The following is a 12,564-nucleotide window of genomic DNA, read 5'->3' on the forward strand; positions in this document are numbered from 1 at the left end:
TGCGGACGGCGGAGACCCCGCCTGCTGTCGTCCGGCCGGGTCAGGGACCGGAGACGAGGTTGGCCACGTTGTTCGAGGAGTTGGACGGCCCCCCGCTGTTGTTGATGACGTGGCTGATCGTGCCCGTGCCGCCGAGGGAGACCGTCACCATGTCGTGGAAACGGACCCCGGACACCGCGGGCACCTCGAAGGCCCGGTCGGCGACGACGGACGGGTTGACGTTGAAGTAGCAGTAGCTGCCCAGGCCCCAGGCCTCGTGGCTGGTCACCGAGGGGCTGACCTTGTAGGCGTCGTAGCCCCTCGTGGAACCGTTCATCCAGGCCGCCTGGTTGGGCGGGTCGTACGGCATCTCGTTCTGGAAGAAGTACGTGCGGCCGCCGTTGCCGTTCCAGATCACCTGGTGCTGCTGGTAGTGCTCCACGAACAGCCCGTACATCGTCACGTTCGTGCCGTTGACGATCAGGCCGTTGGCGGCGGTGTTGCTGTTCCAGCCCACCCCGCTGCCGTGGTCGGCGCGCCACAGCCACATGTGGTCGCCGATGACGTCCGAGCTGTTGACCACCAGGCTCTGGGAGGCCTTGCCGACGCCGGCACCGCCGATGCGGAAGAAGACGTCGTGCAGCGAGATCGGGTCGGCGGTGTGCCGCGCGGACGAGCCGGCGGGGCCGACCTGCATCAGCGTCTGCGAGTTGGTGGTGCCCGCGTCGATGAGGAGTCCGGCGATCTTGACGCCGTCGACGTCCGCGACGTTCACCGCGGTGATGCCGTTGTCCGGGATGACGGTCGCCAGGCCCAGGCCGAGGACGACGGTGCCTGCGCGGTTGACGTTCAGCGTCTGGTTGAGGTGGTAGACGCCGGGCGTGAAGAGCAGGTTCTTGCCTTGGGCGAGCGCGCCGTTGATGTCGGTGGCGGTGGCGCCGGGCTTGACGACGAAGAACTGGTCGATCGGCAGCGAGCTGCCCGCGGGGCTGCCGCCCGCCCAGGTCGTGCCCTGGGTGTTGGTGCGCAGCGCCGGGACGAAGACCTTGTACGCACCGGCCGGGTCCACGTACAGGAACGGCTTCTCGCGGGTCACCGGGGACTGCGCGACGGTCGTGTAGGGCGGGCTCGGGAAGGTGTTCGCGGGCGCGTTCACGTCCCCGACGAAGACCATGTTCCAGTTGGAACCGGTCCAGCTGCCCCACTGGCTGTTCCGCGACAGCCACTGCTGCTGCGAGCCGGAGCGCACCTGGCCGTCGATCTTGGAGTCGGCGATCAGTCCGCCGCTGGACCATCCGCCGTCGTCCAGCTGCAGGTTGCCACGGACGTGCATCCGGCGGTAGGGGGCGGCCTGCGAGACCGCCCAGCGGTCGGTGCCGCCTGCCGGGTTGACGGAGAGGTTCTCCGCCGAACGCCAGAAGTTCTGGGTGGCGTTGCCCTGGAACCAGTCGGCCTCGGCGTGGACCGCGCCGTTGATCGTCACGTCGTCCGGCGAGAGGCCGAGGCCGGCGACCTGGGTGTAGAAGCCGACGTTGGCGTCCACGTTGTAGCTGCCGGGCTTGAAGAGCAGGGCGTAGCGCTGGGAGCCGAACTGGTTCGACTCCTGCTGCCCGAAGACCTGGTTGAGCCGGCCCTGGATGGCGGCCGAGGACATCGACGGGTCGAAGACCGAGACGTTCGGGCCGAGGTCGGGGGTGCCCGGCGGGTTCTGCGGGGCGTCGGTGGAGCCCAGGCTGAAGGACTGCGCGGCGGTGCCGTTGCAGGTGTACTGCTGCATGCGGGCGCCGTCGGCGACCGATGCGGCGGGCACGTCGAGGCACTTGCCGCTGTTGCGGTTCACGAAGTGGTAGCTCCCGCCGGCCTCCTCGACCGGCAGCCACTGCTGGTTGGCGCCGTTCGAGTACGACCAGAGCTGGACCGGTGCGGCGTCCGCCGTGGAGACGTCGGTGACGTCCCAGGCCTTGCTCGCGTCGTTGCGGTTGTTGACGCGGACGTAGCCGTCGCTGGTCGCCTGGAACTGCCACTGCTGCGCGGTGGTGCCGTTGCACGCGTACTGCTGCACGGCGGTGCCGTCGGCGGTGGCCGCGGCCGCGGCGTCGACGCACTTGCCGCTGTGCTTGGCGGCGACGGTCACCCAGCCGGTGGGGAGGGTGGCGGCCTGCGCCTGCGGGGCGGTCAGCACGACGGCTGACAGGCCCGAGGCGAAGAGCGCGCCGAGCGCGAGCGGGACGACGCGGCGCCGGGCGCGGCCGCGTCCGGGGACGCCGCGGGGCGGCGCTCCGAGGGTTCTCATGGATGACTCCTGTGCCGCGCGGGGCGCGGCGCCGTGGGGGGATGTGAGCGGGCATGCCGAAGCGTGCGGCGGCATGACGTGTCACGACGGGGTGGGGGGTGGCCCGGGCGCGGGCGCCCGGCCGTGCGACAGCAGCTCAAAGGTCGGAACGACCTTTCTTCACGGCGTGAAGTTAGGCTTCCGCAGCGGACACGTCAAGAGGTCGCGCTACGGATTTCGAACGCCGCCGGATTCGTGGTAATGCCTCAACTCGACGCGCGGCCAGGGTGTTTGTGCTGCTGGTGGCCGATGCGGGACGGCACGGCGGGGCGCGGCGGGTAGACCCCGGCGTCTTGGGGCCGGACAACACTTGAACGCGCCCTGCCCGGTGGGCCACCCCGCGGGGTCCGCGGGCCCTGATTGCCCTTCAGGAAGTGCTGATCAACGGCGGCCACCTGCACGGACCGTACTGGTCTGTACCAGAGTCTTGACTGCGCCCTTCCTTCACACCTTAAATCACGAGTTGACGAAGGCCTCCCCACCGCCTCCCCCCACCCCCGCTCCCCCCACCGGCGCCCCCCACACGCGCCCGCCGACCGGGAAGGACCTCCCCCCATGACCCGTGCCACGAGCGCCGCGAGGCGCGCCGCCGCCCGCCTGTTACTGCTGCTCGCCGTCCTCCTGGGCGCCGTCGCGGCACCCGCCACGTCCGCCCCCGCCGCCGCCCCCTTCAAGGTGCTGGCGTTCTACAACGGCACCTGGGACGCAGCCCACATCGACTTCGTCAAGGAAGCCAACCAGTGGTTCCCGCAGGCCGGGGCCGCCAACGGCTTCACGTACACCTCGACGACCAACTGGAACCTGCTGACCGACGCGGCCGCCCTGAAGCAGTACCAGGTCGTCCTCTTCCTCGACGACGCCCCGCAGAGCGCCGCCCAGCGCTCCGGCTTCGAGGCGTACATGCGGGGCGGCGGGGCCTGGATGGGCTTCCACGTCTCGGCCTGGACCGACAACGCGCAGAGCTGGCCCTGGTACTACAACCAGTTCCTGGGCAGCGGCAACTTCCGCTCGAACACCTGGGGCCCCACCGCCGCGACGCTGCGCGTCGAGGACCGCGCCCACCCCGCCACCTCGCACCTGCCGGCGACGTTCACCTCGTCGGTGAGCGAGTGGTACAGCTGGAGCAACGACCTGCGCAACAACCCGGACATCGACATCCTGGCGTCCGTCGACCCGGTCAGCTTCCCGCTGGGCACCGACCCCAACCAGTCCTGGTACAGCGGCTACTACCCGATCCTGTGGACCAACACCAAGTACCGCATGCTGTACGCCAACTTCGGCCACAACGCGATGAACTACGACACGAACACCCGGCTGTCGTCGACCTTCGCCAGCGCCACCCAGAACACCTTCCTGCTCGACGGGCTCAAGTGGCTCGGCACCGGCTCCACCGGCGACCCCGCCCCCACCGACCCGATCTCCGAGACGTCCTGGTACTCCCTGGTCAACGCCGGCAGCGGCCGCTGCGTGGACGCCCGGGCCGCCGCCGCGGCCAACGGGACCGTGATCCAGCAGTACACCTGCAACTCCACCACCGCGCAGGACTTCCGCGTGCTGTCCACCGACAGCGGGTACGCCCGCCTGGCCGCCCGGAACGACACCACCAAGGCCGTGGACGTCACGGACGTCTCCACCGCCGACAACGCCCCGCTCCAGCTCTGGACGTACGGAGGCGGCGGCAACCAGCAGTGGAAGCCGGTCGCCGATTCCGGCGGCCGCTACCACTTCACCGCCCGCCACAGCGGCAAATGCCTCACCGCCCCCACCGGCGACCCCAGCGGCACCCAACTCGTCCAGCGCACCTGCGACGGCTCGGCCGCGCAGTCCTTCCAGCTCGTCGTCCGTCCCTGACCCGGACGACGGGATCCCGGTGCCGCCCCGCCCCCACAAGGGCCGGGGCGGCACCTCCGCGTCCGGCCCGCCCCGGCACCGGCCCTCACCATTTCTGACAGATCGTCAGTCTTGAAACTTCCGGCCACGGCCGTTACGTTCCGCTCACTCGCCGACGCAAGGGAGTGTGGTCGTATGGCCGAGGTCTCCGCCCAGGCCCGCATCGCGGCACCGGCCGAGAAGGTCTGGCGCACCCTCACCGACTTCAGCTCGCACACGCAGTGGAGCACCACGCACACCGGCTTCCCCGACGGCGGTCCCCAGCCGCTGGAGACGGGCGCGACCTACCGGGAGAACATGAAGCTGATGGGCTTCCCCGCCGCGGTGAACTGGGAGGTCACCTCGGTGGACCCCGGCCGCGGGTTCGCGATCGCGGGCAAGGGCCCGATGGCCGTGGACCTGCTGACCCGCTACAGCCTGACCCCGGACGGCGACCAGACCGACGTCCGCATCGACGGCTCCTTCAACGGCGCGGCCGTCGCCCTCATGGCGGGCAAGCTCAAGGACACCGCCACCGCGGCGCTCCACGAGTCGCTGCGCAAGCTCGCCGGCCTCGTCGAGTAACCGGGGACCGGAGCCACCGGACGGTCCGCAGGGCGGCCCCACGTCACTCGTCGCTGATCGCTCGTCACCCACACGTGGACGATGGGGCATTGATCCGATGTGCCCGGGTACGGTACCGCTTGCGCCGGCCGTGCCGTGCCGACGGACCGACAGGGGAGCCCCGCCCATGCAGATCGCCCGCACCGCCGCCGTACGCTCCGCCGCCGCCTTCGCACTCGCCGCCCTCGCCGGCGCGACGACGGCCTGCGACCCCGCCGACGGCAGCGGCACCACGGGCGACGACCGACCGGCCGCGAGCGCTCCCGCCACGGCCGGGCCGGCCGACCTGCCCTCGTTCGCCGGCATGGGTCTGCAGGCCGCCCAGGACAAGGCCCAGACGCTGGGCTTCTACCGCCTGGACTCACACGACGCGCTGGGCCGGGGGCGCGACCAGATCTGGGACCGCGACTGGAAGGTCTGCTTCCAGCGCCCCGTGCCGGGCAGCCGGTCCACCACCGTCACCGTCGACTTCGGCACCGTGAAGCTCACGGAGTCCTGCCCCGCCCGGGACGCCTCCCCGCCGGCCGCGGCGGGCGTGACGATGCCCGACCTCACGGGCACCTCCGTGAAGGTGGCCCGCACGACGCTCACCGCCGCGACCAGCATCACGGCGGAGGACGCCTCCGGGCAGGACCGCTTCATCCTCATGGAGAGCAACTGGAAGGTGTGCTCGCAGTCGCCGGCCGCGGGCGCCCGGCTCACGGGGCAGCCGATCGCCTTCGAGGCCGTGAAGTTCGGCGAGGCCTGCCCGTAGAGGTCACGTGCCGACGGGGGCGTGTTCGTGGTGGCGTGTGGACGCTCCTGGAGGCGGTCGCCGCCCGTGTTGGGGGCGGACCCTGGTGGGGCGACCGCCCCGCCGTCTCGCGCCCTGCGGGCGCACAGCGGCTGGCTGCGGATGGGAGGGTGGAGGCTCGGGGCTTGTCGGCAGTCTGCGGGGCGGTGGGAGGTTGGGGTTCAGGCGCCGGAGCGGGGTGGGTTGTTCGTCTGGCTCGCGTCTCGTCGCCGTCCGCGAATGATGGCCGGTGACCACGCCCACCGTTCGTGGGTGGCGCGCCCGCCGTAACCGGCGTCTGCGGGTGCTTCCCCGATCCGACATCGGGCTCTCTTTCGACGTCTATACCGCTGAAAGCGGGCCCGATCTCATCCAGCCCGAAGAACGGGCTCTGTTTCGACGTCCATACCGTCGAAAGCGGGCCCGATCTCCCGCCGACCTCCCGGCAGCACCTCGAAGCACCCGCAGTCGCGGGTTACGGCGGGCGCGCCCACCACCCACGGATGGCGTGGCAACCGGCCATCTATATCCGCTGACGGCAACGAGACCCCAGGCCACCGGAAAGGCAACCCGCTCCGGCGCCTGAACCCCAGCCGACCACCGGGCCGCACACTGCCGACCGCCCCCGGGCCGCCACCCTCCCCTCCGCAGCCCGCATCTTTGCGCCCGAAGGGCGCGAGACGAACCCGCACCCACCCACGTCCACGTCACCACGCCCGACCGAGGGACGCCGGTGGCCCGGGACACGTGTGCATCCCGGGCCACCGGCGTACAGAGGGCTGTCAGTCCTCGTCGGCGAGGATCAGGTAGAGCTTCTTGCGGGCCTCGTTGACCACGCCCAGCGCCTTGTCGCGCTGCTCGGGCGTACCGGTCGCCCAGACCTGCCGGAAGGCGTCGACCAGGCCGGCGCCCGCCTTGCGGATCTCGTTCATGGCCTCCCAGTCGATGCCGCGCCCGGCCTCTTCCCAAGGGGCGTCGGGCCCCGCCTCAGCCTCGGTACGGCCGGCCTCGGTGAGCGTGAAGAGCTTCTTGCCGCCCTCCGACGCGCTGCTGATCAGGCCCTCGTCCTCGAGCAGTTGCAGCGTCGGGTAGACCGAGCCGGGGCTCGGCTTCCACGCGCCGCCGCTGCGCTCGGCGATCTCCTGGATCATCTCGTAGCCGTGCATGGGCCGGTCCGCGAGCAGCGCCAGGATCGAGGCACGCACGTCGCCGCGCCTCGCCCGGCCCCGCGGGCCTCCCCTGCCGCCCCGCCCGCCGTGCCACGGCCCGGGCCCCCAGGGCCCCCCGCCGAACGGCGGTCCGAACGGCCCGAACGCCGCGCGCCGCCCTTCCTGCTCATGGTCGCCGCGGCCGTGATGGCCGGGCCCGAAGTGTCCATGTCCATGGGAACGCATGGTGACGCTCCTTCCATCGTCGTACGGTCGCGATGCTTCAACGATATATCGGCAACAGTCGCAGAGCAAGGCCCTCCCGCCTGCGGAACTGTCCTGTTCCAGCGAAGACGCACCGGTCTCACCGAAGATTGACGACTGGGCTGTCGGTAGTTGCGACGACGGGGCGCGGCCCCGCGAGTGCGGGACCCGGGTACGGCATAAGCTCGGCAGATGGCGAAGTACTTCGACGTGCACCCCGAGAACCCCCAGCCCCGCAGCATCGCCCAGGTCGCCGACGCCGTGCGGTCGGGAGCGCTCATCGCATACCCCACCGACTCCTGTTACGCGCTGGGCTGCCGGCTGGGCAGCAGGGACGGCATGGACCGGATCCGCTCGATCCGCCGCCTCGACGACCGGCACCACTTCACCCTGGTGTGCCGGGACTTCGCGCAGCTGGGCCAGTTCGTGCAGGTGGACAATGACGTGTTCCGGGCGGTGAAGGCGTCCACGCCCGGCAGCTACACCTTCATCCTCCCGGCCACCCGTGAGGTGCCGCGCAAGCTGCTGCACCCGAAGAAGAAGACCGTGGGTGTGCGCATCCCGGACCATGTGGTCACCCAGGCGCTGCTGGCCGAATTGGGCGAGCCGCTGCTGTCCAGCACACTGCTGCTGCCGGACGAGGAGGAGCCGATGACCCAGGGCTGGGAGATCAAGGACCGGCTCGACCACGCGGTGGACGCCGTGGTCGACTCCGGGGACTGCGGCACCGAACCGACGACGGTGGTCGACTTCTCCGGCGGCGTGGCAGAGATCGTACGGCGGGGCGCGGGAGACACCTCGCGGTTCGAGTGAGGCCGCGCCGCTCGCCCTGCCCCTCGCAGCCTCAACAGCCGCGAAGGCAGGGCACCGGTCACACTTCATTGAGAACGCTCGAACTTCACTGAGACGGGACAGGAACTGTTGACCTGCGTCAGCGGGTGTTGATCGATTGCCGGCGAAGGCCGATCGACAGTGGAGGATGACCGCAGACGCCGACGATCACTCTGCTCGACGGGTCTGTAGTGTGCGGCAATGACAAGAAGTGAGCGGCTCGCCGAGCAGTTGGACTGGTACTGGCGCAAGAACCTGCGGCCACGGCTGGACGGTCTTACCGACGAGGAGTACTTCTGGGAGCCGGTACGGGGCTGCTGGAGCATCCGCCCACGTGACACGTCGGCCGCACCGGTGCCGGAAGGTTCGGGGGAATGGACGATGGACTCCGCGTCCCCTGCCCCGGTGCCGGCGCCGGTGACCACGATTGCCTGGCGGCTGGCGCACATCATCGTCTCGTGCCTGGGCTATCGGGTCGGGTGGTACTTCGGCGGCCAGGACCTCGACTCCCGGACATTCGCCTACGCGGGGACCGCTGACGAGGCGCTGAAACAGCTCGATGAGATGTACGGGAGATGGAACGCGGGGGTCCGCGAGCTCTCGGACGCCGACCTGGACAATCCGCCCACGGTGGGTCCCGAGCGGTTTCCCATGGAGAACAGGGTCCTGCACGTCAACAGGGAGCTGATCCATCACGGCGCCGAGATTTCCCTGCTGCGCGACCTCTACCGCTGGCAGGACGGAGCCACACCGCGCCGAATATGACTCTCGGCAACCGGCGATCGAGCTTCGGGAAGTTACTTGGACTCCGTGACGCTCCGTGGCTGCTGCCGCCGAGAGGCCTTTCCGATGATGAGTCGGTCTGTGGCCCGGAAGGTGCTTCGGGTTGCGGCGTGCGCCGCTGACGACCGGCCTGTGCGTCTCATCGAGGCTTCACCGGCTGGGGCCGACCAGTCGGACGCTGAATGACGGCGGCAGCGCGCCGCGAGCGACTGGACGGTCAAGGGCGACCCCCGTGCAGGGCTCGCTAGGCTCACGGCATGTCCAACGATCTCGGTTTCACGTGCTCGTGCTGCGGCGAGCGCCACGCAGAGCTCCCCATGAGCTACTCGACGATGGCCCCGGACGTGTGGGACCACAGCTTCGAGAGTGATCCGGACAGCATGCTGTCGTCCGACCAGTGCGTGATCAAGGGCCGGCACTTCTTCGTCAAGGGCCTGATCGAGATACCCGTGATCGGCAGCCAGGACGTCTTCTCCTGGGGCGTCTGGGTCTCACTGAGCAGGGACAACTTCGCCCGTGCCCTTGAGGTGTGGAACACGGAGGGCCGCGAGGCCGAGAAGCCGTATTTCGGCTGGCTCAGCACCGAGCTCGCGCTTTATCCCGAGAGCACGACCAACCTCAAGACGAACGCTCACACCCGACCGGTCGGCAAGCGGCCCTTCATCGAGTTGGAGCCCACCGACCACCCGCTCGCCGTCGAACAGCGCTCCGGAATCACGCAGGACCGCGTGCGTGAGATCGCCATGGCGGTGCTCCACCCGGCGTGACGGGCCGCGTCGGCCGAAGTTCACTGAGACCGGTCGAACTTCGCTGAGACAGGACATGGGAGGCCGCGACCTCATGCGTGAAGGTCGCGTGGTCCACGCGAGACCAGAGGGCGGCCGCCGTCGACCGGCAGGACAACGAGGAACCGCCATAGGTCGTCCTCGACGCGGGCCAGGCCGATCGTCGAGGCGGCGGCGACGGCATCGGCGACAGTCCCTGCCCCCTCGGTCAACTCGTCGAGCCTCGCATAGTCCCGCGCCAGGGCTTCGGATGGACCGCTGATCCACAAGTCGACCCTCGCACCTTTGCGCAGGGCGACGAGCAGGTCATCGCGGACCCCGTCCTTCGCTGCGGCCTGGACTCTGTCGTGAAGGCGTTCCTGTGCGCATGGCTCCGTGGGAGCGGCCTGCGCCTTCTCACGACACCGCAGACATGAATGCAGAGCACCAGGATCGAACAGGTGCAGGTAGCCAGTGGTGCACCGCGCCGATTTCCCGCACAGGGTCCCGCGCGCGCCCACCGCGTGCTCGACACCGGGGGCGCCGTCCACCCCGCAGGCACCGAATCGAGCCGGCACCCGCGCTGTCGCGAAGGACCAGCCGTCGCTCGGCGCATCGATCATGCGGACGAGCATGCCACGGGCGTCGATCGTCGTCGGCCCGGGCGGAGTCGGGTGGTGCGACCTCGACGGCGCAGGTCGCTCGGCCGCGCGACAGTACGGCCGGACCCGAACGCCGGGGCGAGTGTCGGGCGCACAGGCGGATCAGCCATACTGCCCGCCGTGGAGCAGAGCAGAGGTCCGAACATCCCGCTCGTACAGGCCGCCGGCATCGATCCGGCCTACGTCCCCGGCATCCTCGCGCCGGAACCGGGGGGCGACGACAGAACCGAGGCCGCGGCCTCCGAGACCGGAAGTGCGTCCGACGTGACGACCGGTGCCGCGCCGTCGCCCGCCGAGGCCGAAGCCGGAACCGAGGACGCGACCCCGGAGGAGTCCGCCACCGACACCGATGACGACCATGCCGACGAGGTCGACGACGAAGGCACCGAAGGCTCCGGCGAGGAGCGGGTGTTCGAGGCGGCGGACCGCAGGGGGGCGATCCGGGCGGACCGGCACGGCCTCGCCTTCCGACTGGACGACACCGAGGCCGAGTTCCGCTGGAAGGAGATCCGCGCGGTCGAGGTCGACGTCCCCAAGTGGGGGCATCGCTTCGGCGTCACGGTCTACCTGTCCGAGCGCCGCTGGTTCGAGACGTGGGTCGACGCGCCCAGCCGACGCCGGTTGCGGGCCTGGAACGATGAGTTCGACGCCGTCCTCGACGTCTACTTCGAAACCGGCACCGAGGAGCCGGACCCCGAGGAGCGCGACTCCGCGCAGCAGTAGGCGTCGACTCCAGCCGTCGGCCCGGTCGGCGCCCGGTCGGCGCCCGGGCCGCGGTGCGTCGCTTCGACGGCACGACGACAAAGCCCGCCGAAGACAAAAGGCAAGGAGCGCCCGCTCCTTGCCACTCTCAAGCTATAGCGCACGGGGGGCCTTGCGGCAAGGCCCCCGTCGTGCCGCAGAATCACCGCCCTGAACCGGAAACCACGGGCTGGGGTGTGTTGATGATCGACGTCATCGTCGTCGGCGGCGGGCCGACCGGGCTGATGCTGGCGGCCGAGTTGCGGCTGCAGGGCGTACGGGTGCTCGTGCTGGAGCGGGACGCGGAGCCGAGCGTGCAGACCCGGTCGCGCGGCCTGCACGTCCGCAGCATCGAGGTGATGGACCAGCGGGGCCTGCTGGAGCGGTTCCTCGCGCACGGCAGGAAGGTCACGTCCGGCGGCTTCTTCGGCGGCCTCGGCAAGCACTGGCCCGAGGGGCTGGACACCGCGCATTCGTACGTCCTCGCCGTCCCGCAGCCGGTCACCGAACGCCTGCTGGCCGAGCACGCCGCCGGACTCGGCGCCGAGATCCGGCGCGGCCGCGCACTGTCCGGGCTGAGCCAGGACGACGACGGGGTCACCGCCGAACTGGCCGACGGGACGCGGTTGCGCTCGCGCTACCTCGTCGGCTGTGACGGCGGACGCAGCACCGTGCGGAAGCTGCTCGGCGTCGGTTTCCCCGGCGAGCCCTCCAGGGTCGAGACGCTGATCGGCGAGATGGAGGTGGCCGCGCCGCCGGAGACGGTGGCCGCCGTGGTGGCCGAGGTCCGCAGGACGCGGGAGCGGTTCGGCGTCATCCCCGAACCGGACGGGCGGTACTGCGTGATCATGCCCGCCGAGGGGGTGGCCGAGGACCGCGCGGCACCGACCTGGGAGGAGTTCAAGGGACGGCTGCGGGCGATCGCCGGCACCGACTTCGGCGTGCACTCGCCGCGCTGGCTCTCCCGCTTCGGTGACGCCACCCGGCAGGCCGAGCGCTACCGGGTGGGGCGGGTGCTGCTCGCCGGCGACGCGGCGCACGTCCATCCGCCGACCGGCGGGCAGGGGCTAAACCTCGGCCTCCAGGACGCGTTCAACCTCGGCTGGAAGCTCGCGGCGGCGGTGCTCGGCCGGGCGCCCGAGGGGCTGCTGGACAGTTACCACGCCGAACGGCACCCCGTGGCCGCCGACGTGCTGGAGAACACCCGCGCGCAGATGCACCTGCTGTCCGCCGAGCCGGGACCGCGGGCGGTGCGCGGACTGCTGGCGGAGCTGATGGGTTTCGAGGAGGTGAACCGGCACCTGATCGGGAAGATCACCGGGATCGCGGTCCGCTACGACCTCGGCGAGGGCCACGAACTGCTCGGCCGCCGGCTGCGGGACGTGGAGCTGAAGCAGGGACGGCTGTACGCGCTGATGCACGCCGGCCGCGGTCTGCTGCTCGACCGTACGGGCGGCGCGCTGTCCGCGGCGGGCTGGGAGGACCGGGTCGACCACGTCGTCGACGCCGGTGGGGAGCCGGACGTCCCCGCGGTCCTGCTGCGCCCCGACGGCCATGTCGCCTGGGCCGGCGCGGACCGGCAGGATCTTCTGGCCGCCCTCGCCCGCTGGTTCGGCGCTCCCAGCGGCTGACCAGGGGGTATCACCCTCCGTCGGACGGGAGTTGCCCACGGTGACCGTACGGCCGAGTGGCATTCGCGGCGTCCGGGGCCGAGACTGCGAGTACGACACAAAGATCCCCGAATGCCGGACACAGGGCACACCCACCGCTTCCGGATCGCCCGCCCGGACGCCGG

General features: G+C 70.8%; 11 protein-coding genes. 8 read left to right on the plus strand and 3 right to left on the minus strand.

Features of this window, described 5'->3' with window-relative positions:
• Positions 1-40: 40 nt before the first annotated feature.
• Positions 41-2,272, minus strand: coding sequence for a pectate lyase-like domain-containing protein (locus ACFZAU_RS19685; RefSeq protein ID WP_500553209.1), 2,232 nt, complete (start codon positions 2,270-2,272; stop codon positions 41-43).
• Between the two features lie 594 nt (positions 2,273-2,866).
• Between ACFZAU_RS19685 and ACFZAU_RS19690 the strand changes: the two genes are divergently transcribed.
• The 3 genes from ACFZAU_RS19690 (at position 2,867) to ACFZAU_RS19700 (ending at position 5,558) form a co-directional block, all read left to right on the plus strand.
• Complete coding sequence (locus ACFZAU_RS19690) at positions 2,867-4,162, plus strand: ThuA domain-containing protein (RefSeq protein ID WP_500553210.1); 1,296 nt, start codon at positions 2,867-2,869, stop codon at positions 4,160-4,162.
• Positions 4,163-4,336: 174 nt separating this feature from the next.
• Complete coding sequence (locus ACFZAU_RS19695; RefSeq protein WP_500553211.1) at positions 4,337-4,765, plus strand: type II toxin-antitoxin system Rv0910 family toxin; 429 nt, start codon at positions 4,337-4,339, stop codon at positions 4,763-4,765.
• Between the two features lie 166 nt (positions 4,766-4,931).
• Positions 4,932-5,558, plus strand: coding sequence for a hypothetical protein (locus tag ACFZAU_RS19700; RefSeq protein ID WP_500553212.1), 627 nt, complete (start codon positions 4,932-4,934; stop codon positions 5,556-5,558).
• An 800-nt stretch (positions 5,559-6,358) separates the two neighbouring features.
• Here ACFZAU_RS19700 and ACFZAU_RS19705 read toward each other — a convergent pair.
• Complete coding sequence (locus ACFZAU_RS19705) at positions 6,359-6,970, minus strand: PadR family transcriptional regulator (RefSeq protein WP_499600891.1); 612 nt, start codon at positions 6,968-6,970, stop codon at positions 6,359-6,361.
• 210 nt (positions 6,971-7,180) lie between these two features.
• Between ACFZAU_RS19705 and ACFZAU_RS19710 the strand changes: the two genes are divergently transcribed.
• The 3 genes from ACFZAU_RS19710 to ACFZAU_RS19720 all read left to right on the plus strand — a co-directional run bounded on the left by ACFZAU_RS19710 (position 7,181) and on the right by ACFZAU_RS19720 (position 9,369).
• Positions 7,181-7,801, plus strand: coding sequence for an L-threonylcarbamoyladenylate synthase (locus ACFZAU_RS19710; RefSeq protein ID WP_500553213.1), 621 nt, complete (start codon positions 7,181-7,183; stop codon positions 7,799-7,801).
• 219 nt (positions 7,802-8,020) lie between these two features.
• Positions 8,021-8,584 carry a DinB family protein gene (locus ACFZAU_RS19715; protein WP_500553214.1) on the plus strand — a complete coding sequence of 188 codons (564 nt, stop codon included), beginning with the start codon at positions 8,021-8,023 and terminating at the stop codon, positions 8,582-8,584.
• A gap of 335 nt (positions 8,585-8,919) precedes the next feature.
• Positions 8,920-9,369, plus strand: a complete 450-nt coding sequence (locus tag ACFZAU_RS19720; protein ID WP_500553254.1) for a DUF2199 domain-containing protein — start codon at positions 8,920-8,922, stop codon at positions 9,367-9,369.
• Positions 9,370-9,440: 71 nt separating this feature from the next.
• On the opposite strand, the gene ACFZAU_RS19725 is transcribed toward ACFZAU_RS19720, so the two are convergent.
• Positions 9,441-9,989 carry a hypothetical protein gene (locus tag ACFZAU_RS19725; RefSeq protein ID WP_500553215.1) on the minus strand — a complete coding sequence of 183 codons (549 nt, stop codon included), beginning with the start codon at positions 9,987-9,989 and terminating at the stop codon, positions 9,441-9,443.
• Between the two features lie 159 nt (positions 9,990-10,148).
• Here ACFZAU_RS19725 and ACFZAU_RS19730 point away from each other — a divergent pair, with 159 nt between their 5' ends.
• Both ACFZAU_RS19730 and rox read left to right on the plus strand, forming a co-directional pair.
• Entirely contained in the window at positions 10,149-10,751 is a 603-nt protein-coding gene (locus ACFZAU_RS19730; protein WP_500553216.1) for a hypothetical protein, read from the plus strand.
• A gap of 221 nt (positions 10,752-10,972) precedes the next feature.
• Positions 10,973-12,400, plus strand: a complete 1,428-nt coding sequence (rox, locus tag ACFZAU_RS19735; RefSeq protein WP_500553217.1) for a rifampin monooxygenase — start codon at positions 10,973-10,975, stop codon at positions 12,398-12,400.
• The last annotated feature ends 164 nt before the right edge of the window (positions 12,401-12,564 follow it).

Source organism: Streptomyces sp. NPDC008238, assembly GCF_042956445.1.
GTDB lineage: Bacteria > Actinomycetota > Actinomycetes > Streptomycetales > Streptomycetaceae > Actinacidiphila.

Excerpts from the sequence above, each read along its gene's own strand:
- ACFZAU_RS19685 (WP_500553209.1), bottom strand. The coding sequence starts at position 2,272 with ATGAGAACCCTCGGAGCGCCGCCCCGCGGCGTCCCCGGACGCGGCCGC.
- ACFZAU_RS19690 (WP_500553210.1), top strand. The coding sequence starts at position 2,867 with ATGACCCGTGCCACGAGCGCCGCGAGGCGCGCCGCCGCCCGCCTGTTA.
- ACFZAU_RS19695 (WP_500553211.1), top strand. The coding sequence starts at position 4,337 with ATGGCCGAGGTCTCCGCCCAGGCCCGCATCGCGGCACCGGCCGAGAAG.
- ACFZAU_RS19700 (WP_500553212.1), top strand. The coding sequence starts at position 4,932 with ATGCAGATCGCCCGCACCGCCGCCGTACGCTCCGCCGCCGCCTTCGCA.
- ACFZAU_RS19705 (WP_499600891.1), bottom strand. The coding sequence starts at position 6,970 with ATGCGTTCCCATGGACATGGACACTTCGGGCCCGGCCATCACGGCCGC.
- ACFZAU_RS19710 (WP_500553213.1), top strand. The coding sequence starts at position 7,181 with ATGGCGAAGTACTTCGACGTGCACCCCGAGAACCCCCAGCCCCGCAGC.
- ACFZAU_RS19715 (WP_500553214.1), top strand. The coding sequence starts at position 8,021 with ATGACAAGAAGTGAGCGGCTCGCCGAGCAGTTGGACTGGTACTGGCGC.
- ACFZAU_RS19720 (WP_500553254.1), top strand. The coding sequence starts at position 8,920 with ATGAGCTACTCGACGATGGCCCCGGACGTGTGGGACCACAGCTTCGAG.
- ACFZAU_RS19725 (WP_500553215.1), bottom strand. The coding sequence starts at position 9,989 with ATGATCGATGCGCCGAGCGACGGCTGGTCCTTCGCGACAGCGCGGGTG.
- rox (WP_500553217.1), top strand. The coding sequence starts at position 10,973 with ATGATCGACGTCATCGTCGTCGGCGGCGGGCCGACCGGGCTGATGCTG.